The 25,668-nt window shown below is 73.0% G+C and carries 21 protein-coding genes; 7 read left to right on the top strand and 14 right to left on the bottom strand.

Annotated features, from left to right (window positions below; all coding sequences use genetic code 11):
* Positions 1-6: 6 nt before the first annotated feature.
* Entirely contained in the window at positions 7-834 is an 828-nt protein-coding gene (locus ACF1BE_RS09565; RefSeq protein WP_392198414.1) for an enoyl-CoA hydratase family protein, read from the bottom strand.
* A 213-nt stretch (positions 835-1,047) separates the two neighbouring features.
* Here ACF1BE_RS09565 and ACF1BE_RS09560 point away from each other — a divergent pair, with 213 nt between their 5' ends.
* Positions 1,048-1,485, top strand: a complete 438-nt coding sequence (locus tag ACF1BE_RS09560) for an ATP-binding protein (RefSeq protein ID WP_392198413.1) — start codon at positions 1,048-1,050, stop codon at positions 1,483-1,485.
* Here the strand turns inward: ACF1BE_RS09560 and ACF1BE_RS09555 are convergent.
* The 7 genes from ACF1BE_RS09555 to ACF1BE_RS09525 all read right to left on the bottom strand — a co-directional run bounded on the left by ACF1BE_RS09555 (position 1,445) and on the right by ACF1BE_RS09525 (position 12,004).
* Complete coding sequence (locus ACF1BE_RS09555; RefSeq protein ID WP_392198412.1) at positions 1,445-2,893, bottom strand: amino acid permease; 1,449 nt, start codon at positions 2,891-2,893, stop codon at positions 1,445-1,447. The genes ACF1BE_RS09560 and ACF1BE_RS09555 overlap by 41 nt on opposite strands.
* Before the next feature lie 100 nt (positions 2,894-2,993).
* Positions 2,994-4,001: an ornithine carbamoyltransferase gene (argF, locus tag ACF1BE_RS09550; protein WP_392198411.1), complete on the bottom strand. Its 1,008-nt coding sequence runs from the start codon at positions 3,999-4,001 to the stop codon at positions 2,994-2,996.
* 62 nt (positions 4,002-4,063) lie between these two features.
* Positions 4,064-5,287: an arginine deiminase gene (locus ACF1BE_RS09545; protein ID WP_392198410.1), complete on the bottom strand. Its 1,224-nt coding sequence runs from the start codon at positions 5,285-5,287 to the stop codon at positions 4,064-4,066.
* Between the two features lie 101 nt (positions 5,288-5,388).
* Positions 5,389-5,946 carry a DUF5825 family protein gene (locus tag ACF1BE_RS09540; protein ID WP_392198409.1) on the bottom strand — a complete coding sequence of 186 codons (558 nt, stop codon included), beginning with the start codon at positions 5,944-5,946 and terminating at the stop codon, positions 5,389-5,391.
* Positions 5,943-7,790 carry a RiPP maturation radical SAM C-methyltransferase gene (locus tag ACF1BE_RS09535; RefSeq protein WP_392198408.1) on the bottom strand — a complete coding sequence of 616 codons (1,848 nt, stop codon included), beginning with the start codon at positions 7,788-7,790 and terminating at the stop codon, positions 5,943-5,945. The genes ACF1BE_RS09540 and ACF1BE_RS09535 overlap by 4 nt, the downstream gene beginning before the upstream one ends.
* Positions 7,791-7,982: 192 nt before the next feature.
* On the bottom strand, positions 7,983-10,526 hold the full coding sequence (locus ACF1BE_RS09530) for a polynucleotide kinase-phosphatase (protein WP_392198407.1): 2,544 nt from the start codon (positions 10,524-10,526) through the stop codon (positions 7,983-7,985).
* Positions 10,523-12,004 carry a 3' terminal RNA ribose 2'-O-methyltransferase Hen1 gene (locus ACF1BE_RS09525; protein ID WP_392198406.1) on the bottom strand — a complete coding sequence of 494 codons (1,482 nt, stop codon included), beginning with the start codon at positions 12,002-12,004 and terminating at the stop codon, positions 10,523-10,525. Before ACF1BE_RS09525 ends, ACF1BE_RS09530 begins: the two co-directional genes overlap by 4 nt.
* A gap of 293 nt (positions 12,005-12,297) precedes the next feature.
* Between ACF1BE_RS09525 and ACF1BE_RS09520 the strand changes: the two genes are divergently transcribed.
* Entirely contained in the window at positions 12,298-13,254 is a 957-nt protein-coding gene (locus tag ACF1BE_RS09520) for a D-alanyl-D-alanine carboxypeptidase family protein (RefSeq protein ID WP_392198405.1), read from the top strand.
* An 87-nt stretch (positions 13,255-13,341) separates the two neighbouring features.
* Here ACF1BE_RS09520 and ACF1BE_RS09515 read toward each other — a convergent pair whose 3' ends face one another.
* The 5 genes from ACF1BE_RS09515 to ACF1BE_RS09495 form a co-directional block, all read right to left on the bottom strand.
* Positions 13,342-14,265 carry an LLM class F420-dependent oxidoreductase gene (locus ACF1BE_RS09515; RefSeq protein ID WP_392198404.1) on the bottom strand — a complete coding sequence of 308 codons (924 nt, stop codon included), beginning with the start codon at positions 14,263-14,265 and terminating at the stop codon, positions 13,342-13,344.
* 114 nt (positions 14,266-14,379) lie between these two features.
* The gene (locus ACF1BE_RS09510; RefSeq protein WP_392198403.1) at positions 14,380-14,874 is read right to left on the bottom strand and encodes a DUF6099 family protein; all 495 of its coding nucleotides are present in this window, start codon (positions 14,872-14,874) and stop codon (positions 14,380-14,382) included.
* Positions 14,875-15,043: 169 nt separating this feature from the next.
* On the bottom strand, positions 15,044-15,397 hold the full coding sequence (locus tag ACF1BE_RS09505) for a nucleotide pyrophosphohydrolase (protein WP_392198402.1): 354 nt from the start codon (positions 15,395-15,397) through the stop codon (positions 15,044-15,046).
* Positions 15,394-16,590 (bottom strand): AAA family ATPase, encoded by a 1,197-nt coding sequence (locus ACF1BE_RS09500; RefSeq protein WP_392198401.1) that lies wholly within the window; start codon positions 16,588-16,590, stop codon positions 15,394-15,396. The genes ACF1BE_RS09505 and ACF1BE_RS09500 overlap by 4 nt, the downstream gene beginning before the upstream one ends.
* Positions 16,591-16,742: 152 nt before the next feature.
* Positions 16,743-17,120 carry a cell division protein SepF gene (locus ACF1BE_RS09495; RefSeq protein ID WP_121786420.1) on the bottom strand — a complete coding sequence of 126 codons (378 nt, stop codon included), beginning with the start codon at positions 17,118-17,120 and terminating at the stop codon, positions 16,743-16,745.
* 224 nt (positions 17,121-17,344) lie between these two features.
* Between ACF1BE_RS09495 and ACF1BE_RS09490 the strand changes: the two genes are divergently transcribed.
* The 5 genes from ACF1BE_RS09490 to ACF1BE_RS09470 all read left to right on the top strand — a co-directional run bounded on the left by ACF1BE_RS09490 (position 17,345) and on the right by ACF1BE_RS09470 (position 24,826).
* A complete protein-coding gene (locus ACF1BE_RS09490) occupies positions 17,345-19,090 on the top strand; it encodes a hypothetical protein (RefSeq protein WP_392198400.1) in 1,746 nt (581 codons plus the stop codon).
* 144 nt (positions 19,091-19,234) lie between these two features.
* Complete coding sequence (locus ACF1BE_RS09485) at positions 19,235-21,052, top strand: methylmalonyl-CoA mutase family protein (RefSeq protein ID WP_392198399.1); 1,818 nt, start codon at positions 19,235-19,237, stop codon at positions 21,050-21,052.
* Positions 21,052-23,226 carry a methylmalonyl-CoA mutase gene (gene scpA, locus ACF1BE_RS09480; RefSeq protein ID WP_392198398.1) on the top strand — a complete coding sequence of 725 codons (2,175 nt, stop codon included), beginning with the start codon at positions 21,052-21,054 and terminating at the stop codon, positions 23,224-23,226. The genes ACF1BE_RS09485 and scpA overlap by 1 nt, the downstream gene beginning before the upstream one ends.
* A gap of 5 nt (positions 23,227-23,231) precedes the next feature.
* Positions 23,232-24,248: a methylmalonyl Co-A mutase-associated GTPase MeaB gene (meaB, locus tag ACF1BE_RS09475; protein WP_392198397.1), complete on the top strand. Its 1,017-nt coding sequence runs from the start codon at positions 23,232-23,234 to the stop codon at positions 24,246-24,248.
* Positions 24,245-24,826 carry a histidine phosphatase family protein gene (locus ACF1BE_RS09470; protein WP_392198396.1) on the top strand — a complete coding sequence of 194 codons (582 nt, stop codon included), beginning with the start codon at positions 24,245-24,247 and terminating at the stop codon, positions 24,824-24,826. Before meaB ends, ACF1BE_RS09470 begins: the two co-directional genes overlap by 4 nt.
* Positions 24,827-24,888: 62 nt before the next feature.
* On the opposite strand, the gene ACF1BE_RS09465 is transcribed toward ACF1BE_RS09470, so the two are convergent.
* Positions 24,889-25,653, bottom strand: coding sequence for a CbtA family protein (locus ACF1BE_RS09465; protein WP_392198395.1), 765 nt, complete (start codon positions 25,651-25,653; stop codon positions 24,889-24,891).
* Between the last annotated feature and the right edge of the window lie 15 nt (positions 25,654-25,668).

Genomic DNA, 25,668 nt, shown 5'->3' with positions numbered 1-25,668 from the left:
ACGAGCTCACCTGCCCTGCCATTTCGGCGGGCGCCTCTCCGTGAACGCGGCGTGGAACTCGGCGTAGTCCGCGCCGTTCATGAGGAGGGCCTGCGTGGAGGCGTCCAGTTCCACCGACGCGGCCAGCGGCATGTCCAGCTCGGCCGTCAGCAGGGCCTTGGTCTGGGCGTGTGCCAGGGCCGGGCCGTCGGCCAGGCGGCGGGCGAGGGCCTGGGCGGCCTCGTCCGCATGGCCCTCCTCCGTCAGTTCGCTGATCAGGCCGATGCGCTCGGCCTCGGGGGCCCGTACCGGGTCACCGAGCATGAGGAGGCGGGTGGCGTGGCCCAGGCCGACGACCCGGGGCAGCAGATAGGCCGCGCCCATGTCACCGCCGGACAGGCCGACCCGGGTGAAGAGGAAGGCGAAGCGGGCCGAGGGGTCGGCGATCCGGAAGTCGGCCGCGAGGGCGAGGACGGCGCCGGCGCCGGCGGCGACGCCGTGGACCGCCGCGACCACCGGGAACGGGCATTCACGGATCGCCCGCACCACCTGGCCGGTCATCCGGTTGAAGTCGAGCAGCTGGGCCGTGTCCAGGGACAGCGTGGCGCCGATGATCTCGTCCACGTCGCCGCCGGAGCAGAAGCCGCGTCCCTCGCCGGCCAGGACGAGGGCGCGCACCGAGCGTTCCCGGGACAGCTCGGCGAGCAGGTCACGCAGGTCGGCGTAGCCGCCGAAGGTGAGGGCGTTGAGCTTCTCGGGACGGGCGAGGGTGACGGTGGCGACCCCGTCGTCGAACCGGACGCGCAGGTGTTCCCAGTCGGCGGTGCGGGCGGCGGAGCCGGTGAAGGGACTCATGACGTGCGGCCTCCTGGAGGGGGTGGTGCCGTACGTTGCTCTCCCTGACGAAGTTATCACCTCTTTGTGACCGTCGTCACGGGGGCGCGACAAGCTGGTGCCGTCCGCCCGGGCCGGGGCTCCGGACGACGCCCGGCGACGGCCCGCGGGACCGGGCCCGTACCATTTCCTACAGTCGCAAGCAGGACAGCCTGCTCCCAGAACGGACTCGCCTTGCACGAACGCTCCGCCCGACCGGCCTCCTGGCGCATCGCGCTGCCGCACACCACGGCGGCGGTGCCGGTGGCCCGTGCCCTGGTGCGCACGGCGCTGACCGAAGTGGAGCACGCGACCGACTGCGACACGGCGGAGCTGCTCACGGCCGAGCTGGTCGCCAACGCCGTGGAGCACACCGCCGGGCGCGGTCCGATAGAGCTGGTGGTGGAGCTGGCGCCGACCGGCTGCCAGGTCGAGGTGCACGATCCGGACCCGGCGCCCCCCGGCCATCTGACCCGGCCGGTGATCGAGACGCCCGACGTCTGGGACGAGGGCGGGCGCGGGCTGCTGCTGATCCGCGCCCTGAGTTCCTCGTGCGGACACCGCCCCACCCCGTCGGGCAAGGCGGTGTGGTTCAGACTGCCTGTGGTTCCCGCTCAGCGGCGTCCGGCGTGACCGGGTCCGGCCCGGCGGCGGCCAGCGTGGAGTGCCGGCGTCCGTAGGCGCCGTAGACCAGCAGGCCGGCCGCGAGGAACACGGCGAACTGGATCCAGGTCCGCCAGCCGGTCTCGTACATCAGGTACAGGCAGAAGGCGACGCCGAGCAGCGGTGCCACGGGGTAGAGGGGCACGCGGAAGCTGCGGGCGAGGCCCGGTTCGCGGCGGCGCAGGGCGATCACGCAGACGTTGACGACGGCCATGATGGCGAGCGTGCCGATGGTGCACAGGTTCATCACGGCGTCGAGGGAGGCGAAGGCCGCCGGGACCGCGAAGACGACGGCGACGATCAGCGTGCCGGCGACGGGCGTGGACGTCCTCGGGGACACCTTCTCGAAGACGCCCGGGACGAGGCCGTCCCGGGACATCGACATCAGGATGCGGGTCTGGCCGTACATCACGGCGAGGACGACCGAGGCGATGGCGACGACCGCGCCGAAGGCGATGACACCGCCGCCGACGGCGGAGCCGGTGACCTCGTTGACGACGTAGGAGAGGGCCGCGGGCCGGCCGGCGACCTGGTCGCCGCCGATGGCGCCGATGGCGGCGACCGCGACGGCGCAGTAGAGCAGGGTGACCAGGCCCATGCAGACGAGGATCGCGACGGGCACGTCACGGCGCGGGTTCTTCGCCTCCTCGCCGGCGGTGGTGATCGCGTCGAAGCCGATGTAGGAGAAGAACGCGGCGGTGGTGCCCGCGCCGATCCCGCCGAGGCCGGCCGGGGAGAACGGGGTGAGGTTGCCGTCCTTGAAGGCGCTGTAGCCGATGGCGCAGAAGGCGAGCAGGATGGCGAGCTTGACGGCGGCCATGGCGGCGGTGGCCCGGGCGCTCTCGCGCACCCCGCGCACGAGCAGTACGGAGGCCATGCCGATGACGATCACGGCGGGGAGGTTCACGGCCCCGCCGTCGCCCGGCCCCGCCGACAGTGCGGCCGGGAGCTGCCAGCCGGTGAGGCTGTGCAGCAGCTCGTTGACGTACTGGCTCCAGCCGACCGCGACGGCCGAGATGGAGATGCCGTACTCCAGCAGCAGGCACCAGCCGACCAGGAACGCGGTGGACTCGCCCAGGCCGGCGTAGGCGAAGGAGTACGAGGAACCGGAGACCGGGATGGCGCCGCCCAGCTCCGCGAAGGAGAAGGCGGTGAAGACGCAGGTCAGCGCGGCGAGGATGAAGGAGACGACGACGGCCGGGCCGGCCTGGGCGACGGAGTCGGAGAGGCCGACGAAGATGCCGGTGCCGACGATGGCGCCGACGCCGAAGCAGATGAGCTGGAAGAGGCCCATGGTGCGCTTCAGGCCGTGCCCCTCGCGGTCGGCGCCGGATTCGGCGACGAGCACGTGCGGGGACTTGATGCGGGGAGCGGGCATGCGGGTGGTGCTCGTTTCTGGTGGTGCGGGCGCCCGTCGTACGGGCGCGGCGGCGGCCCAGGAAGGGGTGGCTCCGGGCCGCCGGTCAGGATAAGGCGGGTCAGGCGAGTGTCGCCACCAGCACCGCCTTGATCGTGTGCAGGCGGTTCTCGGCCTCGTCGAAGACGACCGAGTGCGCGGATTCGAACACCTCGTCGGTCACCTCCAGGGCGGTCAGGCCGTGGCGGTCGTGAATCTCCCGGCCGACCTCGGTGCCGAGGTCGTGGAAGGCCGGCAGGCAGTGCAGGAATCTGACGTCGGGGTTGCCGGTGGCGCGCAGGACGTCCATGGTGACGGCGTAGGGGGCGAGGGCCTTGATCCGCTCGCTCCACACCTCTTTGGGCTCTCCCATGGAGACCCAGACGTCGGTGGCCACGAAGTCGGCGCCCGCGACGCCCTCGGCGACCTCCTCGGTGAGGGTGATGCGGGCACCGCTGGACGCGGCCAGGTCATGGGCGTGGTCGATGATCTCCTGGGCGGGCCAGTAGGGCTTGGGGGCGACTATCCGGACATCCATGCCGAGCAGGGCGCCGGTGACCAGGTAGGAGTTACCCATGTTGAAGCGGGCGTCACCGAGGTAGGCGAAGGTGATCTTCCGCAGCGGCTTGGCGCTGTGCTCGGTCATGGTGAGCACGTCGGCGAGCATCTGGGTGGGGTGCCAGTCGTCGGTGAGGCCGTTGTAGACGGGCACGCCGGCGTGCGCGGCCAGCTCCTCGACCTTGGCCTGGCTGTCGCCCCGGTACTCGATGGCGTCGTACATCCGGCCGAGGACCCGGGCGGTGTCCCGCACGGACTCCTTGTGCCCGATCTGCGAGCCGGAGGGGTCGAGGTAGGTGGTGTGGGCGCCCTGGTCGGCGGCGGCGACCTCGAACGCGCAGCGGGTGCGCGTCGAGGTCTTCTCGAAGATCAGCGCGATGTTCCTGCCCCGCAGGTACCGGGTCTCGGCCCCGGCCTTCTTGGCGGCCTTCAGCTCGGCGGCCAGCTCGACCAGGCCGCGGAACTCCTCCTCGGTGAAGTCCAGCTCCTTGAGGAAGTGGCGGCCGGCGAGGGCCGTCGGCACTGTCGCCATGGGGGGCGCTCCAGACGTACGACTACGGATGACCCTGAAAGTCTATACGACCTTCCACATTTCTATACGGCGTCTCGTTCCACGGGACAGCTCATGCACCGCGGCCCGCCCCGCCCCCTGCCCAGCTCGCTGCCCGGGATCTCGATCACCTCGATGCCGCACTTGCGCAGATGCGTGTTGGTGGTCACGTTCCGCTCGTAGGCGACGACGACACCGGGTTCCACGGCGAGGACGTTGCAGCCGTCGTCCCACTGCTCGCGTTCGGCGGCGTGCACGTCCTGGGTGGCGGTCAGCACCCGGATCTCGCCGAGGCCGAGTGCGGCGGCGATCGCGCGGTGCATGTGCTCCGGCGGATGGTCGGTGACCTTCAGCTCCCGCTCACCGACACCCGGTTCGATGGTGTACGAGCGGAGCATGCCGAGGCCGGCGTACTGGGTGAAGGTGTCGCCGTCGACCATGGTCATCACCGTGTCCAGATGCATGAAGGCGCGCCGCTTGGGCAGGTCGAGGGCGACGATCGTGCGCGCCGAGCCGGCCTCGAACAGCTTGTGCGCGAGCATCTCGACGGCCTGCGGGGTGGTGCGCTCGCTCATACCGATCAGGACGACGCCGCCCCCGAGCACCAGGACGTCCCCGCCCTCGATGGTGGAGGGGTAGTCGGCCTGCCCCCGGGACCAGACGTGGAACGTTTCGCCACGGAACAGCGGGTGGTGCCGGTAGATCGCCTCGAAGTGCACCGTCTCGCGCTGCCGGGCGGGCCAGCGCATGGCGTTGATGGAGACGCCGTCGTAGATCCAGGCGGAGGTGTCGCGGGTGAACAGGTGGTTCGGCAGCGGGCGCAGCAGGAAGTCGTCCAGGTCCATGACGTGGAAGCGGACCGAGGCCGGTTCCGCGTGCGAGTCCAGGAACTCCCGCTTGGTCATGCCGCCGACCAGCGCCTCGGCCAGCTCGGGCGGGGCCATCCCGTCGAAGGCGGCGCGCAGGTGGTCGGTGGCGAGCGGGCCGTACTCCTTCTCGTCGAAGACGCGGTCCAGGACGAGCGTGCGGGCCTCGGGGAGCGCCAGGGTCTCGGCGAGCAGGTCCCCGAAGAGGTGGACTTCGACCCCGCGGTCGCGCAGGACGTCGGCGAACCCGTCGTGCTCGGCGCGCGCCCGGCGCACCCAGAGCACGTCGTCGAAGAGCAGGGCGTCCTTGTTGCTGGGGGTGAGCCTTTTGAGCTCCAGATCCGGCCGGTGCAGGATGACGCGGCGCAGCCGCCCGGCCTCGGAGTCGACGTGGAATCCCATGCCTCCATCCTGACCACGAAGGGCGGGGTTCACCCCCTGCGCGGCCGGATCCGCGTCCCCGTTCTTCCGCACGTCGGCCACGAGCCGTCCGTGGGGCGGGCTCAGATCGCGGTGCACGGGACCGGCCACCGCCGGATCCGCGGCGGCAGGCTCACCGCCCACCCGCCGGCGGCCAGGACCAGCCGTTCGGCGACGAGCAGGCCGAGCGCCTCGCGTCCGTCGGGATCCAGGGCGTCGACGGGCGTCGGCTCCAGGAGGCGGAGGAACGTGCCGACGAGAGCGGGGTGGTCCAGGGTGAGCCGCACGGCCGTGCCCCGCTCCCGGCGGTCCAGGACGGTGACGAAGTCCGGGCCGCGCCGGTGGTAGAGGACGCCGTGGCCGTAGGCCTCCCGCCAGCCCGCCTGGTCGCGCGCGAGAGAGGGGCGTGCGGTGGGCGGGGGGAGCTGGGCGGGCGGTGGCAGGTGGTGCAGCAGGGCGGGGTCGTACGACGGGGTGCCCGTCGCCCGCCAGTCCACGCGCAGGCCGAGGCTCTGGCACTCGCGCAGGAACCGCACCGCCTCCGCCGTCCCCCGCCCGCTTCCGCTCAGGTCCAGGAGCCCGGCCGTCTCCACCCGGCACCCGGTGAGCCGGTGCGGCACGGTGCCGGGCAGCCCGCTCATCCGGCCCCCTCGGGCAGCCGTACGGGTTCGCCCCAGGTCGGCAGGGACACGCAGGTGGCGCCGTCCCGGAACAACAGGCCGAGCCGCAGGGCCTCGTCGACCCAGTCCGCCAGCGCGCCGGACGGCACCTCGTGGCCGTCGGCGGCCAGCAGCCGGTGCAGCGCGGGAACGGTCCGGCCGTCCTCCAGGCGGCGCAGGGCCGCGGCGCGCCAGCCCGTGACACGGTGGGTGGCGGGCGGCCGGCCGTGCCGCCGGTCGTGCACCAGCAGCACCGCGCCGTCCTCCTCGAACAGCAGCCGGGAGTGTGCGTGCCCGGCCCGCCAGGCGGCCACGGCCTCCCGCAGCCGCCGTTCGACCGGGCCGCTGATGCCCGCGTCCTCGGTGTCGAACAGGTAGACCAGGTCGGTGAGTTCCTCCTCGGGCAGGTCGTAGACGTGCTGGTACATCTCGGCCGGGCGGCGCTTGCCGAAGCCGAGCCGCGGATCGGTGAAGTGGGGGCTGAACCGCTCCAGCTGGATGCGGTGGGCGCCGCTGGGCGGCTGGAGGTGGACCAGGTTCGGGAGCTGGTCGACGACGGGCGTGTAGTCCTCGGCGCTCTCGCCGGGAAAGCCGTACAGCAGGTTCCAGGAACAGGTCAGCGCGTGGTTCTCGCACTCGCGCAGGGTGCGGACGTTACGGGCGCCGGTGACACCCTTGTCCATGAGGTCCAGGACCCGGCTGCCCAGGCTCTCGATGCCGGGCTGGATGTGCACCGTGCCGGACGCGGCGAGGAGCCGGAGCTGTTCGGGCGTGAGGTTGGACTTGACCTCGTAGTGCAGCCGCAGGTCCCAGCCGCTGCCGACGACGCGGGGCAGGAAGTCGCGGAAGTAGGCCATGTCGATGATGTTGTCGACGGTGACCACGTCGAGGAGGCGGTGGCGGCGCACCAGCCGGTCGATCTCGGCCCACAGCCGCTCCCCCGGCTTGGCCCGGAACTCCATGGCGGTGCCGTTCAGCCCGCAGAAGGTGCAGTGGTGCTTCTCGCCCCACCAGCAGCCCCGGGCCCCCTCCACGACCAGCTTGGGGTGGATGTGCTCCCGGACCGGGGAGGCGTCCAGCGCGGCCTGCCACTGGTCGTAGTCCGGCGAGGGGATGTCGGCGGGTGCCACGGTCCGCCGGGTCTCCGTGTTGGCCCGCGCCGTGGCGCCGTCCCACCAGCACAGGCCGGGCACGTCCGCCGGGGCGGTGCCCTCGGCCAGGTGCCGCAGCAGGGCCGGGAAGGCGTGCTCGGCCTCGCCGCGGACCACGTGGTCGACGAAGCGGTGGTTGCGGTGCAGGGCGTGGCCCATGGGGCCGTCGCAGTTGCTGCCGCCGAGGACGACCGTCAGCTCCGGGCGCCGGCGCTTGAGCTCGCGGGCCAGGGCGAGAGAGGGCACGTTCTGCATGAACGTGCTGGTGAACCCGACCACGTCCGGCTCGGCCGCCAGCACCTCGGTGGCGCAGGCGTCGACGAAGGGGGCCGCGTGCGGGCGCATGGCGAGGGCCGTATCGATGCGGACGTCCCGGCCGGCCGCGTAGTCCCGCAGCCGGGCCAGGCCCCAGCCGGGGTCGTCGTGGAGGACTCCGGCGAAGACCCAGTCGCCGAGGCCGTGGAAGATCCCGTCGCTGCCGACCTCCACGCAGTCGCCCGGCAGCAGTCGGCCGCCGGTCCGCTCCAGCAGGAACTCCGCCCAGCGCAGCGCACCGTGGAACTCGGTCACCTCATCACCGGGACGCGTCCGCCGCACGATCCGGTTGAGCAGGCCCAGTTGCAGCGAGGGCAGGTCGAGGGGATGCCACGGCATGGTGACGAGGTGGACGCGCATGCTCAGCGGGTCGGCCGCTTCTCCAGGATCGCCGGCCGGCGCGTGGTGCTCTTCGGGTCCTCGCGGACCACCACCTTCTTGATCTCCACGCCCACCACTCCCGTCACGACGCGCCAACACCCTTGTGTCGCACGGCTGTCCACCATATGGACAGTCGCCCGTGCGACACAAGGGCTTTCTGTGACGGCCCGCCTACAGGCGCGGGTCCACCGGCTCCGACTCCAGCGCCAGCACCCCGAACACCGCCTCGTGCACCCGCCACAGCGGCTCCCCGTCCGCGAGCCGGTCCAGGGCCTCCAGGCCGAGCGCGTACTCGCGCAGGGCCAGCGAACGCTTGTGGTTCAGGAACCGCCGGCGCAGCCGGGTGAGGGTGTCCGGCCGGGTGTACTCGGGACCGTAGACGATCCGCAGGTACTCCCGGCCCCGGACCTTGACGCCGGGCTGCACCAGCCGTCCGTCGCCGCCCCGGACCAGCGCGCCGACCGGCTTGACGACCATGCCCTCACCGCCCCGGCCGGTCATCTCCAGCCACCAGTCGACGCCCGCGCGGACCGACTCCGGGTCACCGGTGTCGACGTACAGCCGCCGGGTCGTCCGGAGCAGTCCGCTGCCGTCGTGCTCCACCATCCGGTCGATCAGGCCCAGTTGTCCGTCGTGCGGCAGCGCGGCGAGGCTGCGGCCCTGGACGGCCAGGATCTGGAAGGGGGCCAGCCGGATCCCTTCCAGGCCCTCGGTGGTCCAGCAGTAGCGGCGGTAGGCGGCGGTGAACGCGGCGGCGTCCGCCGCGCGTTCCCGCTGCCGGGCCGTCAGGCCGCCGACGTCGGCACCACGCGCGGCTGCCGCCTCCAGGGCGGCGAGCGCGCCCGGGAACACCGCGCCGGAGGCCGCGCCCACCGCCGCGTACTGGCTGCGCAGCAGCCCGGCGGCCTTCAGCGACCAGGGCATCAGCTCGGCGTCCACCAGCAGCCAGTCCGTGGCGAGTTCGTCCCACAGTCCCGCGTCCGTGACCGCCGAGCGCAGCCGGCCGAGGATCTCCTCCGTCGTCCTGCCGTCGTCGAAGAACGGCCGCCCGGTACGGGTGTACAGCGAGCCCGTGGGGCCTTCCCCGGCTCCGAAACGGGTGCGGGCGACGTCCGCGTCCCGGCACACCAGGGCCACGGCCCGCGAGCCCATGTGCTTCTCCTCGCACACCACCCGTGCGACCCCGTCCCGCGCGTACTGCGCGAACGCCTCCTCGGGATGCTCCAGGTAGCCGTCCACCGCCGAGGTGGCCGTCGGCGCCATGGTCGGCGGCAGGTAGGGCAGCAGGCGCGGGTCGACGGCGAAGCGGCTCATGACCTCCAGGGCCGCCGCCGCGTTCTCCTCGCGGACCGCCACCCTGCCGGCGTGCCGGGTCTCCACGGACCGGCGGCCGTGGACGTCCGCCAGGTCCAGCGGCCGGCCGTCGTGCCCGCCGGGGGCCTCGGAGCGCAGCGGTTTCGCCGGCTCGTACCAGACCCGCTGCGCCGGTACGTCGACCAGCTCGCGTTCCGGCCAGCGCAGCGCGGTCAGCTTGCCGCCTAAGACGGCACCGGTGTCCAGGCAGATGGTGTTGTTGAGCCAGGTGGCCTCCGGGACCGGCGTGTGCCCGTAGACCACGGCCGCCCGGCCCCGGTAGTCCTCCGCCCACGGATAGCGCACCGGCAGGCCGAACTCGTCGGTCCCCCCGGTGGTCTCGCCGTACAGGGCGTGCGAGCGGACCCGGCCCGAGGTGCGGCCGTGGTACTTCTCGGGCAGACCGGCGTGGCAGACCACGAGCCGGCCGCCGTCCAGGACGTAGTGGCTGACCAGCCCGTCCAGGAACTGGCGGACCTCGGCCCGGAACTCCTCGCTCTCCCCCGCCATCTGTGCGACGGTCTCGGCGAGCCCGTGGGTGTGGCGGACCGTCCGGCCCTTGAGATGACGGCCGTACTTGTTCTCGTGGTTGCCCGGCACGCACAGCGCGTTGCCCGACTTCACCATGCCCATCACCCGGCGCAGCACCCCGGGGGTGTCCGGGCCACGGTCGACCAGGTCGCCGACGAACACGGCGGTACGGCCCTCGGGGTGCACGCCGTCGGTGTAGCCCAGCTCCGCGAGCAGCGACTCCAGTTCGGCCGAGCAGCCGTGGACGTCACCGATGATGTCGAAGGGGCCGGTGAGGTGGGTCAGGTCGTTGAAGCGCTTCTCGGTGACGACGGTGGCGTTCTCCGCCTCCTCCGCTCCGCGCAGCACGTGCACCTTGCGGAAGCCCTCCCGCTCCAGGTGGCGCAGGGAGCGGCGCAGTTCGCGGATGTGCCGCTGGATGACCCGGCGGGGCATGTCGGCGCGGTCCGTGCGGGCGGCGTTGCGCTCGGCGCACACCTCTTCCGGCACGTCCAGCACGATGGCGATGGGCAGCACGTCGTACTTCTTCGCCAGTTCGACCAGCTGCCGCCGGCTGTCCTGCTGCACGCTGGTGGCGTCCACGACGGTGCGGCGGCCGGCGGCCAGCCGCTTGCCCGCGATGTAGTGCAGGAGGTCGAAGGCGTCCCCGGACGCGCTCTGGTCGTTCTCGTCGTCGCAGACCAGGCCGCGGCAGAAGTCGGAGGAGATCACCTCGGTCGGCTTGAAGTGTCTGCGGGCGAAGGTGGACTTGCCCGAGCCTGAGGCGCCGACGAGGACGACCAGGGAGAGGTCGGTGACGGGCAGCACCCGTCCCGTGCGGGTCTCGGTCATGCGGCCCTCGCCTCCTTCTTCTCGTCCGTGGTGGTCGTGAGGGTGAACACGGCCATCTGCGTGGGCGGTCCGACCTCGGGGTCGTCCGGTCCGACGGGGGTGAACGCGAGGTCGTAGCCGTGTCGTCCGGCCACGGCCGCCGCCCAGGCACCGAACTCCTCGCGGGTCCACTCGAAACGGTGGTCGCCGTGCCGGACGTGCCCGGCGGGCAGGGTCTCCCAGCGGACGTTGTACTCGACGTTCGGGGTGGTCACCACGACCGTGCCAGGGCGCGCGTGCCCGAACACGGCGTACTCCAGGGCGGGCAGCCGGGGCAGGTCGACATGCTCGATCACCTCGCTGAGCACGGCGGCGTCGTAGCCCTTGAGCCGGTTGTCGGTGTAGGCCAGGGAGCCCTGGACGAGCCTGACGCGGGACGCCTGCCGCTCCCCCATGCGGTCGAGTCCCAGCCGGCGGGAGGCGACGGCCAGGGCCCGCACGGACACGTCGACGCCGACCACCTCGGTGAACCGCGTGTCCTTCAGCAGCTCCTGCACCAGCTGGCCCTGCCCGCAGCCGAGGTCGAGCACGCGGGCGGCACCGCGGCCACGCAGGACGGCGAGGACCGCCTCCCGGCGCAGGACGGCGAGCGGGGCCGGCTTCTCCTCGGCCTCCGCGCCGGTGTCCTCAGCGACCGCGTTGTCGATGTCCTCGACCTCGCCGTCGTCGGCCTCGGCCAGGCGCACCAGCTCCAGCCGCTCCCGCGCCTGCCGGGTCAGCGACCAGCGGCGGGAGAGATAGCGGCTGGTGATCAGCTGCTGCTCCGGGTGCCCGGCCAGCCAGCCCTCGCCGGCCCGCAGCAGTTTGTCGACCTCGTCGGCGGACACCCAGTAGTGCTTGGCGTCGTCGAGCACCGGCAGCAGGACGTACAGATGGCGCAGCGCCTCGGCGAGGGTCAGTGTCCGCGCCTCCAGGACGAGCCGTACGTACCGCGAGTCGCCCCACTCGGGGAACTCGGTGTCGAGGGGCACGGGATCGGCGGTCACGCTCCAGCCGAGGGGCTCGAAGAGGCGTCGTACGAGGCCCGCCCCGCCGCGGGCCGGCAGGGCCGGTATCCCGACGCGCAGGGGCAGCGGCGTGGCCGCCCGCTCCGGGCGGGCGGCGCACACCCCGCGCAGGGCGCTGGAGAACACGTTGCTCAGCGCGACCGCGAGCAGCGAGGAGGCCGCGTAGGGGCGGTCGTTGACGTACTGCGCGAGGGCCGCGTCGGGCGCGCCGCCGCGGCCCTTGCCCTTCCCCCGCCTGACCAGCGCGACGGTGTCGATCTCCAGCAGGAGCGCGGCCGTGCAGCGATCGGCGTCCGCCTCGGGGTAGAACACGTGTGCCGTGCCGTACGAGGTGGAGAACGCCTGCGCCTTGTCGGGGTGCTTGTGCAGCAGGTACCCCAGGTCGGTGGCCGGGCTGCCGGGCGCACCGGTGGTGGAGATCGTCACGAACATGGTGCCGAGTCTCCCGGGCCCGAGCCCCTGTGACCAGAGGTTTTCCGCATCCTGGCGACCGGCCGGGGCGCCGGGCCGGGCGCCGTGGCCCGCCGTGGGGCCTGCGGGGCGCCGTGGGGCTCTGGGGTGCTGTCGGCCGCCGCGGGCCGGCTGTGTCCGGGGCCTTCCGCTCGGCCGTGCCGAGGGCTCACCCGGGCGCACGGGCGTTCCATGTGATCTCCGTTATGGCCCCCGCCACCCGGGACCTGATGAAGTGAGTGCTCGTCAACTGACCAGTGACTGAAGGGGGAACCATGACCATCGGCCAGGGAGTCCGGGTGCGCGGGAGAGCCGCCGCCGTCGTGGCGGCCGGCGCCGTCCTGGGTGCGGGCGTCCTCGCGACCGCTCCGGCCCGGGCGGTCACGCCGACGCCCGCCGCCGGCGTGGTGCGCGCCGCCGCGGCGGCGCCGCAGGTGCAGGCCCAGGGCGCGTACGCGATGGACGCGGCCACGGGCAAGCAGCTCTTCGGCAAGGCGCCGAACGGACAGCTGCGCACCGGCTCCACCACGAAGATCATGACGGCGCTCGTGGTGCTGTCCCAGCGGAACGTCGACCTCGACCGCAAGGTGAGGATCAGGAAGGAGTACACGGACTACGTCATCGACCCGGTGACCCACACCCAGCGCTACTCCAGCGCGAACCTGATCCTCGGCGACTCGATGAAGGTGCGCGACCTGCTGTACGGGCTGCTGCTCCCCTCGGGCTGCGACGCGGCGTACGCGCTCGCCGACACCTACGGGTCGGGCACGACGACGGCCCAGCGCACCAAGTCCTTCATCGGCAAGATGAATGCCAAGGCCCGGGAACTCGGCCTGACGAACACCCACTTCGACTCCTTCGACGGGGTGTCCAACGGCAAGAACCACGCCTCGCCGCGTGATCTGGCCAAGCTGGCCGGGACCGCGCTGAAGAACAAGACGTTCAAGGCGGTCGTGGGCAGGAAGGTCTACGCCGACATGAAGTCCTACCGGCCCGGCGGCGGAACGCACGCGATGAAGGAGTGGAAGAACACCAACACGCTGCTCGGCTCGTACCGGGGCGCGATCGGCGTGAAGACCGGCTCGGGGCCGGAGGCGAAGTTCTGCCTGGTGTTCGCCGCGACCCGCGGCTCGAGGACCGTGGTGGGCACCGTGCTCGCGGACACCTCGGTGGACCAGCGGTTCAAGGACGCCACGAAGATCCTGGACTACGGCTTCGCCCAGCGCGGCTGAGCGGGGCCCGGGGGGATCACCCGATCCCCCCGGCACCGCCCGGGCCCGTGTCCGGCTCCCCGGAACCGGGCGGGGCCATGGAGGCCGCTACGACAGCTGCGACTGGACCTGGGAGGAGATCAGCTCCAGGTGGTCGAGGTCGTCGAGGTCCAGCACCTGGAGATAGATCCGCTGCGAGCCGATCGCCGCGTACCGGCCGATCCTGTCGACGACCTCGGCCGGGGAGCCGGCCAGGCCGTTGGCCTTCAGCTCGTCCACCTCGCGGCCGATGACGGCGGCCCGCCGGGCCACCTCCCGGTCGTCCCTGCCGACGCAGACCACGAGCGCGTTGGAGTACGTCAGGTCGTCCGCGTCGCGGCCGGCCTCCACCGCGGCGGCCCGCACCCGGCCGAACTGCCGCTCACTGTCCTCGATCGAGGCGAACGGGATGTTGAACTCGTCGGCGTACCGGGCGGCGAGCCGGGGGGTGCGGGTCGCGCCGTGACCGCCGATGAGCACCGGCACCTTCGGCTGGGCGGGCTTGGGCAGCGCGGGCGAGTCGGTGAGGTCGTAGTACGTGCCGTGGAAGTCGAAGCTCTTGCCGGCCTCGGTCGCCCACAGCCCGGTGACGATCGCCAGCTGCTCCTCCAGCCGGGCGAACCTCTCCTTCGGGAACGGGATGCCGTACGCCTTGTGCTCCTCCTCGAACCAGCCCGCTCCCAGGCCCAGCTCGATCCGGCCGCCGGACATCTGGTCGACCTGGGCGACCTGGATGGCGAGCACGCCGGGCAGCCGGAAGGTGCCGGCCGTCATCAGGGTGCCGAGGCGGATGCGCTTGGTCTCACGGGCCAGGCCGGCCAGGGTGATCCAGGCGTCCGTGGGACCGGGCAGGCCGTGCACACTGCCCATGCGGAGGTAGTGGTCGGAGCGGAAGAAGGCATCGAAGCCGAGGTCCTCGGTGGCCTTGGCCACGGTGAGCAGGGTGTCGTAGGTGGCGCCCTGCTGGGGCTCGGTGAAAATTCGAAGGTCCATACACCTATCCTGCACGCCGCGGACCGCGCCGGTACCGTCCGGCACGGCCGCCCGCGGCCGGGTGAGGACCCGACCGGACCGGCCGTCGGTTCGTCCTGCCCGTCCCGCCCCTCGTCACAGGGCGCCGGAGGGACTGCTGCTCTCGTTGCCGCTCTCCCGTAACACCTCCTCCCGGGCGGCCAGTTTGCGCAGCATCTCCCGGACGCGGTCACGGGACTCGTCGGCCGCGTCGATGGCCTCCATGCACTGCCAGTACGTCGTCTCGTCGGCCGCGGCGCTGGCCATGCCGACCAGGGCTATGCCGACCTCGCCGAGCAGGCCGCCGAGGCAGAGCAGTGTCTCGCGGGCGTCGGCCAGCTCGGTGAGCTGGGCGGCGCGCAGGTCACCGGGGTCGAGTTCGGGCGGGTCCAGGACGCCGCAGCCCCGGCCCGCCAGCTCCGTCAGCCCCAGCGCCTCGCCGCGCAGCTCCGGCGGGCCGGAGACCGCGAGGCGGCTGCCGATCGCCTGCGCCAGGGCCTGAGCCTGCCAGACCTCCGCCATCATCTCCGCCGCGTCGGCGCCGCGCGCCAGCGCACGCCTGCTCGTGAGGATGAGCCGTACCGCGTCCATCCGGTGCCCCCCGTCCGTCCTCCGTGCGCTGCCGCGCCTCTGCTGGGACTCTTTCTTGTCCACTACCCAGCGTGAGGGGATCCGGATCGAAAAGCTAGAGGAAGACGGAAATTGTGGACAACAATTCGGATTCGGCGGGCAATTTGACTCCGGAGAGTAATAACGGAATTCAGGATTCCGGCTGTTGGTCCTCCCGTTCCGGGACCGGGAAGCGGTGTTCGTTCCGGTCGATCTTCGCGGCCAGAGCGGCCAGCGGGTCGATGCCGAGGACCTCGCACAGTTGCAGCAGATAGGCCAGCACGTCGGCGACCTCGTCGGTGACCCGGTGCGCGGTGTCCGGGTCCGTCATCACCCCGGCGGACTCCTCCGGGGTCAGCCACTGGAAGATCTCGACGAGTTCGGAGGCCTCCACCGAGAGGGCGGCGACGAGGTTCTTGGGGGTGTGGTACGGCTGCCAGTTCCGCACGGCGGCGAACTCGGCCAGTCTGCGCTGGAGTCCGGCGAGGTCAGGATGTTCTGTCACGGGTTCATGTGTACCACTGTGACGTCCGGGGTTCCCGTGGCCCACGAGGCGTCGCTCACCGCGGCCACGCAGCGGATGTGCCCACGCCCGCCCATCCGCGCGGCCAGCCCCAGCAGTTCCCGGCGCTGTGCCGGGTCGAGGCCGCGGTCGAAACCGTCGGCCAGCACCGTGAGGGTGCGCAGGGCGTCGGGTACCTCGCCCGGGGCGTCCACCTCCAGGACGCCGGGCCCGGTCAGCAGCACCAGCGTCAGCGCGAGATAGCGCAGTTCACCGTCGCCGAGCCGGGCGAGCCCGGTGCGCAAGCCGTCGCCGCGGTCGAGCACCGCCCGGACCGTGCCGTCCGGCAGCGGCTCGGCGACCAGGTCGGCCACCGGTCCGGCGCAGCCCGCGTCCAGCGCCTCGACCAGCTGGGCGTGCCGACGGCCGCACTGCGCGCGCGTGCGCCACAGCACGTCGGCGAGGTTGTCGCAGCCGGACAGCAGCCGGCCCGAGCCCAGGGGGACGGGGGCGCGCATGGACGCGGGGCGCGGGTCGCAGGGGAAGACCGAGCGCAGGGCGACGACCATCTGCTCGGCCGCGGCCAGCACATGGCGCTGTCCGTCCGTCTTGCCGGCCACGCGCAGTGGCAGCAGGGCGGTGCCGAGGCGGTCGTCGGGGAGCGGGGCGCGGGTCACGGGGGCGGAGCCCGCGGTGTGCCAGGCGGCCTGGACGGTCCGGCGGCCCGGGTCGCGCAGGGCGGTCTCCAGCAGGACGACTCCGCGCGCGGTCAGCCGCTCCCCCACGATCCGCAGCTCGGGTTCGGCCTGTACGGCGATGTCCAGCCGGACCGGGCCCTGCGCGCCGTCGGCCGTACAACCGATCCGGAAGCCCCGCCGCCCCCCGGCGTCGGGGCTCGCCCGTTCCGGTACGCGGGCGGCGGGGTCCCGGAACGCCTCGGCGAGCGGGGCGCCGCCACCGAGCCGTGCGAGGGCCTCGTAGGCGGCCAGCGCGGTCGTCTTGCCGGACCCGCTGGGCCCCGCGAACAGGGTGACCGGCCCCAGCGGATACCGGGCACCGCGGTGTCCGGCGAAGGCCGACAGCCGCAGCTCGGTGATCCGGGCGCGGACGTCGAGGGGCGGCCGGGAGGGCGCGGGAACGGTCCCGGGGGGTGCGGCGACCGGCGGGGGGTCAGCGGACACGGAAGGCACGGCCATATGCGGACCGTAAGACTCCGCTCCACCGGCGAACCGTTTCACCACCGACCCGTTCCCACGAACGAGCGACCACCCGGCCCCCACGGCCACCGGCACCCACCCCGCCGGGCCGGAGCCCACGGCAGGTACCGCGGCGGACCGGGGCCCGTGGATCAGCCGGCACCCTCCATCAGGCCGCTGACCTCCGTACCGGGCGGGGTGAGCAGGAACACGTTGCGGTCGACGCGGTGCATTCCGCTGCCCAGGCCGAAGACGACGCCCGTGCTGAAGTCCAGGACACGCTTGGCGACGTCCCCTTCCGCGCCGGACAGGTCGAGCAGGACCGGTGATCCCGCCATCAGTGTCTCCGCGACCTCGCGGGCGTCCGCGAAGACATTGACACGAAGAACCACGAACCGGCGCCGGGTCTCGGTCTCGGCGTCGGGCAGCGAGCGGTGGCTCACCGCGGAGGGCCAGGCGTCCCGGCCCCGCAGTGGCACGACCTGGGCGAGCCCCTCCCACTGTTCATCGGTGACGTCGTAACGGCTCACCGGCTCCCCCTGACCTGACTCGCTTGCGATCCCTGCACCAGCCAATTCTTACGCCAAGTCACCTGTTCGGCCCAACAGCGACACGGTCCGCGACCGGCCCGGCAGCCGATCCGGGCCCCGTCTCGCGTCAGATGTGGGCATACGCCCGGTTCTTACCTGGCTCATACCCGACTCTTCACCGGCCTCCGTGCTCCGCTCACCGGTGAGCGCTAGCGTGCGGTGCCGTGCACTTGGCAGAACGACAACAGGTGGCACCCGCTCCGCGGGCCGTGCGCACGGAAGCCCAGGACGGTCCCGCGCAGTGGCACCGTGTGCTGACGCTGCTCGCCGACGTGAGCCTGTTCATCGGCACGCGGTCGGTGTGGACCCAGGCGGCCACGCACCGGCTGGTCCTCGCGGGGGTCATCTCGGCCTGCTACGCCGCGATCCTGGTGACCGGAGTGCTCACCCTGACGGTCCGCCGGGCGCGTTCACTGGCCCGCCTGGACCTGGTGGTGCTGGTGACCGCGGTGATCCTCGCCCTGTGCGCGTGGGCGCTGAACCACGCCGGCGGCGACGAGGCCGTCCTCACCGCACAGGCGGCGCGGGAACTGGCCGGCGGCCACGCCGTGTACGGGCAGCCCTGGCCCTGGCTGTTCCACGGCCCGGGCATCGCGCTCACCCCGACGACCGACGGCGGGTACGACTTCACCTACGGCTATCCCCCGCTGGCCCCGCTGCTCACCGTGCCGCTGCTGTGGCTGGGCCACGGCGGCGCCCCGGCGACAGCGGCGGCCACGGCGGCGCTGGTCGTGGGCGCGGTCACGCTGTGGCGGCTGCTTCCGGTGCCGTGGCGCTCGGCGGCGACGATGGTCTGCCTGGGCTTCGGTCTCCTGCCGTCGTACGCCCGTCAGGGCTATCCGGCGATCATCGGCATGGTCCTGCTGATCCCGGTGGTCGTGCGCTGGCCCCGGCTCGGCGCGTACGGCCGGCTGGGCGGGGCCGGGGTGGCGCGGGCCGTGTGCCTGGGCGCGGCGTGCGCGGCCCAGCAGCTGCCGTGGTTCGTCACCCCGTTCCTGCTGGCCGGGGTGTACGCCGTGCGCCGCGGCGAGCTGGGCGGACGGGAGGCGGCGCGGGTGGTCCTGCGGCTCGTCGGCACAGCGGTGCTCACCTGGCTGCTGATCAGCACGTACTTCATCGTGAGCGAGCCGGGGCCGTGGCTGCGGGGCGTCGCCCTGCCGCTGACCCAGGGCGCGGTGCTGCACGGCCAGGGCCTGGCCGGCGTCTCGCTGTACTTCACCCACGGCAGCGACCGGCTCGACTGGTACGGCCACGCGGGGATACTGCTCGCCGTGGCCCTGCTGGCGCTGTCCGTGCTGTTCGTGCGGCGCCTCGGGCCGGCCGTGACGGTGCTGCCGTGGTGCGCGTTCTACCTCGCGACCCGGTCGCAGGACGGCTACTACCTGATGATGACCCCGCTGTGGCTGGCGGCGGCGGTCACCGTGCCCCTGCCGGAGTTCGCCCACGCCTGGCAGCCGCGGCCCCGCTCGCCGGCCGGCCCGCGCCGCCGGGCCGCCCCGGCCGCTGCCGTCGTCCTGCTGCTGACACCCGCGCTGGTGAGCGCGGCGCTGGCGGTGACGGGAAGACCACCGCTGCGGATGGACGTCACGGCGGCCCGGCGCACCTCGCCGTACACCGTGTCCCGGCTGACGCTGCGGGTCGCCAACACCGGCGGTGACGCGCTGACCCCGCACTACATGCTGGCCACCGGCCAGGGCATGAGCCGCTACTGGTCGCTGGTGCGCGGCCCGGCCACCATCGCCGCGCACAGCACGGCGACCGTCGAACTGCGCGCCCCCTCCGGCGCGTTCAGGGCGTCGCCGAAGAGGGGATCCCGCCTGCGGCTGCGCGCCTTCACGGCGGACCCGCAGACGCTGTCCACCCGGGACGTACGGCGCGGGGAACTGGGCCTCGGGCACCCGCCCGGATGAACCGGAGCGCGGCCGACGCCGCGCGCGCCGGGACCGGCGGGCGTCCCGTCCGGGCGGAAGCGGTGCCGGTCACCACCGCAAGGGGAGAAACCTCACAGCCCGTGCGCCGCCCCCGGTTCCGCGGCCTGCCCTAGCATCCGAGCCATGACGGTCCTGCCTGACGACGGGCTCTCACTGGCCGCCGAGTTTCCTGACGCGACACATGAGCAGTGGCAACGCCTGGTCGAGGGCGTACTGCGCAAGTCGGGCAGGGAAGTCGCCGGCGCGGCAGCTGAGGACGCCCTGTCCACGACGTTGGAGGACGGGCTGCGCACCCGGCCCCTGTACACCGCGCGCGACAGCGCGCCCGACCCCGGCCTGCCGGGCTTCTCCCCGTTCGTGCGGGGCAGCCGCCCCGAGGGCTCCCTCGCGAACGGCTGGGACGTACGGCAGCGGCACGCGGCACTCGGCGACGGCACGGCGCACGCCGTGCTCGCCGACCTGGAGAACGGCGGTACCTCCCTCTGGCTGGTGCTCGGTGAGGGGGGCATCCCCGTCTCCGAGCTGGACCGCGCTCTCGACGGCGTCTACCTCGACCTGGCGCCGGTCGTCCTGGACGCGGGCCGTGACACCGAGCCGGCCGCCGAGGCGCTGCTGCGGCTGTACGCGCGCCGGGGCGTCGCCCCGGAGGTCGTACGGGGCAACCTGGGCGGCGACCCGCTGGGCCACGAGGCCCGTACCGGCACCGCGCTGGACTTCGCGCCGTTCGCCGCGCTGGCCGCGCGCTGCGCCGAGTCGTACCCGGGCCTGCGCGCGCTGACCGTGGACGCGCTGCCGTACCACGAGGCGGGCGGCTCGGCCGCGCAGGAGCTGGGCGCCTCGCTCGCCACCGGCGTGGCCTACCTGCGGGAGCTGACCGAGGCCGGGCTCGGCGTCGAGCAGGCCGTCCGTCAGCTGGAGTTCCGGTACGCGGCCACCGCCGACCAGTTCCTGACCATCGCCAAGCTGCGTGCCGCCCGCCGGCTGTGGGCGCGGGTCGCCGAGGTGTGCGGGGCGCCGGACGCGGGCGCGCAGGTGCAGCACGTGGTGACCTCGCCGGTGATGATGTCCCGCCGCGACCCGTGGGTGAACATGCTCCGCACGACCGTCGCGACGCTCGCCGCGGGAGTGGGCGGCGCCGACTCCGTGACCGTGTTGCCGTTCGACCACGCACTCGGGCTGCCGGACGCGTTCGCGCGGCGGATCGCCCGCAACACCTCCTCGATCCTGATCGAGGAGTCCCACCTGGCCCGGGTCATCGACCCGGCGGGCGGCTCCTGGTACGTCGAGCGGCTGACGGACGAACTCGCCGAGTCCGCCTGGCAGTTCTTCCGGTCCGTCGAGCGGGACGGCGGCCAGGCGGCCGTGCTGCGCTCCGGCCGGCTGCGCACCGACCTGGCGACGACCTGGGCCGAGCGTTCCAAGAAGCTGGCCAAGCGGCGTGAACCGATCACCGGTGTCAGCGAGTTCCCGCTGCTGTCGGAGAAGCCGGTGGAGCGCGCCCCCGCGCCCGAGCCGCCGTCCGGCGGGCTGCCGCGGGTGCGCCGCGACGAGGCGTACGAGGAACTGCGGGCCCGCTCCGACGCCCATCTCGCGGCGACCGGCGCCCGGCCCCGGATCTTCCTGGCCACTCTCGGCTCGCCGGCCGAGTACACCGCGCGCGCGTCCTTCGCCGCCAACCTCTTCCAGGCGGGCGGCATCGAAACGGTCGCCGAGGGCCGCTTCGAGGACAGCGGCGCGAGCGAGGCCGTACTGTGCTCCAGCGACGCCGTCTACGCCGAACGGGCCGCCGAGACCGCCCGGTCGCTGCGCGCGGCCGGTGCCCGGCACGTGACCCTGGCGGGCCGGCCGGCCGACCACACCGGCATCGACTCGTACGTCTACGCGGGCTGCGACGCCGTGACCGTGCTGTCCGCGACCCTCGACCGCATGGGAGTGTCCTGATGGGAATCCCCGACTTCTCCGGCATCGAGCTGGGGACCCCGGTCGCCGGCGGAAGTGACGACGCGTGGCGGGCGGCCGTCGAAGCCGCCACCGGTGGCGCGCCGCCGCTCTGGGAGACTCCGGAAGGCATCGGGGTCAAGCCGCTGTACACCGGCCGTGACCTGGAGGGCCTGGACTTCCTCGGGACGTACCCCGGTATCGCGCCGTACCTGCGCGGCCCCTACCCGACGATGTACGTCAACCAGCCCTGGACGATCCGCCAGTACGCGGGCTTCTCCACCGCCGAGGAGTCCAACGCCTTCTACCGGCGCAACCTGGCGGCGGGCCAGAAGGGCCTGTCGGTCGCCTTCGACCTGCCCACGCACCGGGGTTACGACAGTGACCACCCGCGCGTGACGGGTGACGTCGGCATGGCGGGCGTGGCCATCGACTCGATCTACGACATGCGTCAGCTGTTCGACGGCATCCCGCTGGACAAGATGTCCGTGTCGATGACGATGAACGGCGCCGTGCTGCCGGTGCTGGCGCTGTACATCGTGGCGGCGGAGGAACAGGGCGTACCGCCCGAGAAGCTGGCCGGGACCATCCAGAACGACATCCTCAAGGAGTTCATGGTCCGCAACACCTACATCTACCCGCCGAAACCGTCGATGCGGATCATCTCCGACATCTTCGCGTACACCTCGCAGCGGATGCCCCGCTACAACTCCATCTCGATCTCCGGCTACCACATCCAGGAGGCGGGCGCGACGGCCGACCTGGAGCTGGCGTACACCCTCGCCGACGGTGTGGAGTACCTCCGTGCCGGGCGGGGGGCGGGCCTGGACGTGGACGCGTTCGCGCCCCGGCTGTCGTTCTTCTGGGCGATCGGCATGAACTTCTTCATGGAGGTCGCCAAGCTGCGCGCGGCACGGCTGCTGTGGGCCAGGCTGGTCGCGCAGTTCGACCCGAAGAACGCCAAGTCCCTGTCCTTGCGCACCCATTCGCAGACCTCGGGCTGGTCGCTGACCGCGCAGGACGTCTTCAACAACGTCACGCGCACCTGTGTCGAGGCGATGGCCGCCACCCAGGGCCACACCCAGTCGCTGCACACCAACGCCCTCGACGAGGCCCTCGCGCTGCCGACCGACTTCTCGGCGCGCATCGCCCGCAACACCCAGCTGCTCATCCAGCAGGAGTCGGGCACCACCCGGGTCATCGACCCGTGGGGCGGCAGCGCCTACGTGGAGCGGCTGACCTACGACCTCGCGCGCAAGGCCTGGGCGCACATCCAGGAGGTCGAGCAGGCCGGCGGCATGGCGCAGGCCATCGACGCCGGCATCCCGAAGCTGCGCGTGGAGGAGGCGGCGGCCCGCACCCAGGCGCGCATCGACTCCGGACGGCAGCCCGTGATCGGCGTGAACAAGTACCGCGTGGAGACCGACGAGCAGATCGACGTCCTCAAGGTCGACAACTCCTCGGTACGCGCCCAGCAGATCGAGAAACTGCGACGGCTGCGCGCGGAGCGGGACGAACAGGCCTGCCAGGACGCCCTGGACGCGCTCACCCGGGCCGCCGACGGCAGCGAGAACCTGCTGGAGCTGGCCGTGCGCGCGGCCCGCGCCAAGGCGACCGTGGGTGAGATCTCCGACGCCCTGGAGAAGGTGTACGGGCGGCACGCCGGCCAGATCCGTACGATCTCCGGCGTGTACCGCAACGAAGCAGGCCAGTCCCCGTCCGTGGACCGCACCCGTGCCCTGGTGGACGCGTTCGAGGAGGCCGAGGGGCGCCGGCCGCGCATCCTGGTCGCCAAGATGGGCCAGGACGGCCACGACCGCGGCCAGAAGGTGATCGCGACCGCCTTCGCCGACCTCGGCTTCGACGTCGACGTCGGCCCGCTGTTCCAGACGCCGGAGGAGGTCGCCCGGCAGGCGGTCGAGGCGGACGTGCACGTGGTCGGCGTGTCCTCGCTGGCCGCCGGGCACCTCACCCTCGTACCGGCGCTGCGCGACAAGCTGGCCGAGGAGGGCCGTGAGGACATCATGGTCGTGGTCGGCGGGGTGATCCCCCCGCAGGACGTGCCGACCCTGCTCGAGATGGGCGCCACGGCCGTGTTCCCGCCCGGGACGGTGATCCCGGACGCGGCCCACGACCTGGTCAAGCAGCTGTCGGCCGACCTCGGCCACACCCTGTAGCGCCGATGGCAGCGATCGGTCTCGACACGTATGTGAAGGGTGTCCTCGACGGGAAGCGGGCCCTGGTGGCCCGTGCCATCACGCTCGTCGAGTCCACCCGCCCGCAGCACCGGGCGCTGGCTCAGCAGCTGCTGACCGAGCTGCTGCCGTACAGCGGCCGGGCCCGGCGGATCGGGGTGAGCGGCGTGCCCGGTGTCGGCAAGTCGACGTTCATCGACGCGTTCGGTACGCAGCTGACCTCGCTGGGGCACCGGGTCGCCGTCCTCGCCGTCGACCCGTCCTCCACCCGCACCGGCGGCTCCATCCTCGGTGACAAGACCCGGATGGAACGGCTCGCGGTGGACCCGGACGCCTTCGTCCGGCCCTCTCCCAGCGCGGGCACGCTGGGCGGTGTCGCGAAGGCCACCCGGGAGTCGATGGTGGTCATGGAGGCGGCCGGCTACGACGTGATCCTCGTGGAGACCGTCGGCGTGGGCCAGTCGGAGACGGCGGTCGCGGGCATGGTCGACTCCTTCCTGCTGCTGACGCTGGCCCGCACCGGCGACCAGCTCCAGGGCATCAAGAAGGGCGTCCTGGAGCTGGCCGACGTCATCGCCGTCAACAAGGCGGACGGCCCGCACGAGCGCGACGCGCGGGCCGCGGCCCGGGAGCTGGCGGGCGCGCTGCGGCTGATGCACGGCAAGGACGCGTTCTGGACGCCGCCGGTGCTGCACTGCAGTGCCCGGGACTCCACGGGCCTGGACACCGTGTGGGAGCGGCTGGAGCAGCACCGTACGCTGCTGGACTCCACCGGGCGGCTGGCCGCCAAGCGGCGGGACCAGCAGGTCGAGTGGACCTGGGCGATGGTCCGCGACGAACTGCTCGGCCGGCTGCACGCCGACCCGGCGGTGCGTGCGACCGCGCCCCACCTCGAACGGCAGGTGAGGGAGGGCCGTTTGACGGCGACCCTGGCCGCGGAACGCATCCTCGCGGCCTTCGAGGACCGCACCGCTCCCCCGCCGGCCGCTGAACCGGCCTCGTGACGACCCGTGTCACCCTGATCGCACCGGCGGCCACTCCCTCCCTGCGGCGGGCCCGTTTCGACGACGGCGACTCGCTCGACGGCGCGGGAGCGGCGCAGGCCAGGGCGGCGGCGGGGTATGTGCCCGCCGCCGGGCAGGTCCTCTCCTCGCCCAGTACGCGCTGCCGGGAGACGGCCTCGGCGCTCGGCCTCGACGCCGCCGCGACGGCGGAACTCGCCGGACTGGACGTGGGCCGGTGGCGGGGCCGGGCGCTGGCGGACGTCGGCGGCGCCGAACCGGCGGCGCTGGCCCGCTGGCTGGCCGATCCCGACGCGGCACCGCACGGCGGCACCTCGGTACGGGAGCTGTGCGAACGCGTCGCACGGTGGCTGGAGCGGTGCGGCCAGGCCGGCGGCCGGACGGTGGCCGTGGTGGAGCCGGAGGTGGTCCGCGCGGTGGCGGTGCACGTCCTGGACGTGCCCGGCGCCGCGTTCTGGCGCCTCGACGTGCCGCCGCTCACGGCGACGGAGGTCACCGGCCGGTCCGGACGCTGGAATCTGCGGCTCGGACACCCGCTGGGGAACGCGTCCGCCCACTGACGCCGGCCGGTGTCCCGACAACGCGGGAGGGCCCTCGGACGGATCCGGAGGGCCCTCCCGCGTCAGGTGGCGGTTCGGTGCGGCGCGGCGACCGACCGCCCGGTGCCGGACGGTACGGGCTCCGGGCGCAGCAGCCGTTCGGCGAACTCGCCGAAGAGCAGGCCGAAACCGGCCCACAGGACGGCCTGGACGGCCAGCGCGGAGAGACGGAACCGCCACAGCAGGGCGGCCGGGAAGTCCTTCGGCACCTCGTTGACGGCCGGCAGGAAGGCGTAGGCCAGGGCGGTCACGAGGACGAAGGCGGCCACCGCGGCGACGGTGGCGTACCAGGTGCCCAGCCGGGGTGCGAGTCGCTTGCCCAGGAGGGTGGCGGCGACCGCGAGGAGCACGCTGAGCAGCATCATCAGGAAGTACAGGCCGGTCCGCTCGCCGATGGTGCCGGGGTCGCCGACCGACGGCGGGTTGGCCGGGTACTTCAGGAACGGCACGACGTACACGGCGAGCAGCGCGCAGCCCGACAGCAGCAGCGCGGTCGCCCGCGGGGAGAAACGGCCGACGCGGCCGAGCGCGAAGCAGAAGGCGAGTGCGACGATGCCGCCGAACGCGACCCCGTAGACGAGGACGCCGGTGGCGAGGCCGGCGGTGGACTGCACCGAGCGCGGGACGACTTCCGTCCCGTGCGTGTGGGAGTGAGCGTCCTCGAAGCCGATCGCGCTGTCGACGCTCGGCTCGCCGAGGAAGTAGGCGGTGAGCAGGGCGAGCACGCCGGCGGCCAGGCCGGCGAGCATGCCCCGCACGAGGAGGTTCCTCACCGTCGCGGAGTTCATGGGTGGGGGCGTCCC

The sequence above is a fragment of the Streptomyces sp. NPDC014991 genome (genome assembly GCF_043080665.1).
Taxonomy (GTDB): domain Bacteria; phylum Actinomycetota; class Actinomycetes; order Streptomycetales; family Streptomycetaceae; genus Streptomyces.
This window is presented reverse-complemented; position numbering and strand designations above follow the sequence as displayed.

What these genes read in the sequence shown, in the direction of transcription:
- ACF1BE_RS09565 (WP_392198414.1), bottom strand. Translation starts at nt 834, where the DNA reads ATGAGTCCCTTCACCGGCTCCGCCGCCCGCACCGCCGACTGGGAACAC.
- ACF1BE_RS09555 (WP_392198412.1), bottom strand. Translation starts at nt 2,893, where the DNA reads ATGCCCGCTCCCCGCATCAAGTCCCCGCACGTGCTCGTCGCCGAATCC.
- argF (WP_392198411.1), bottom strand. Translation starts at nt 4,001, where the DNA reads ATGGCGACAGTGCCGACGGCCCTCGCCGGCCGCCACTTCCTCAAGGAG.
- ACF1BE_RS09545 (WP_392198410.1), bottom strand. Translation starts at nt 5,287, where the DNA reads ATGGGATTCCACGTCGACTCCGAGGCCGGGCGGCTGCGCCGCGTCATC.
- ACF1BE_RS09540 (WP_392198409.1), bottom strand. Translation starts at nt 5,946, where the DNA reads ATGAGCGGGCTGCCCGGCACCGTGCCGCACCGGCTCACCGGGTGCCGG.
- ACF1BE_RS09535 (WP_392198408.1), bottom strand. Translation starts at nt 7,790, where the DNA reads ATGCGCGTCCACCTCGTCACCATGCCGTGGCATCCCCTCGACCTGCCC.
- ACF1BE_RS09530 (WP_392198407.1), bottom strand. Translation starts at nt 10,526, where the DNA reads ATGACCGAGACCCGCACGGGACGGGTGCTGCCCGTCACCGACCTCTCC.
- ACF1BE_RS09525 (WP_392198406.1), bottom strand. Translation starts at nt 12,004, where the DNA reads ATGTTCGTGACGATCTCCACCACCGGTGCGCCCGGCAGCCCGGCCACC.
- ACF1BE_RS09520 (WP_392198405.1), top strand. Translation starts at nt 12,298, where the DNA reads ATGACCATCGGCCAGGGAGTCCGGGTGCGCGGGAGAGCCGCCGCCGTC.
- ACF1BE_RS09515 (WP_392198404.1), bottom strand. Translation starts at nt 14,265, where the DNA reads ATGGACCTTCGAATTTTCACCGAGCCCCAGCAGGGCGCCACCTACGAC.
- ACF1BE_RS09510 (WP_392198403.1), bottom strand. Translation starts at nt 14,874, where the DNA reads ATGGACGCGGTACGGCTCATCCTCACGAGCAGGCGTGCGCTGGCGCGC.
- ACF1BE_RS09500 (WP_392198401.1), bottom strand. Translation starts at nt 16,590, where the DNA reads ATGGCCGTGCCTTCCGTGTCCGCTGACCCCCCGCCGGTCGCCGCACCC.
- ACF1BE_RS09485 (WP_392198399.1), top strand. Translation starts at nt 19,235, where the DNA reads ATGACGGTCCTGCCTGACGACGGGCTCTCACTGGCCGCCGAGTTTCCT.
- scpA (WP_392198398.1), top strand. Translation starts at nt 21,052, where the DNA reads ATGGGAATCCCCGACTTCTCCGGCATCGAGCTGGGGACCCCGGTCGCC.
- meaB (WP_392198397.1), top strand. Translation starts at nt 23,232, where the DNA reads ATGGCAGCGATCGGTCTCGACACGTATGTGAAGGGTGTCCTCGACGGG.
- ACF1BE_RS09465 (WP_392198395.1), bottom strand. Translation starts at nt 25,653, where the DNA reads ATGAACTCCGCGACGGTGAGGAACCTCCTCGTGCGGGGCATGCTCGCC.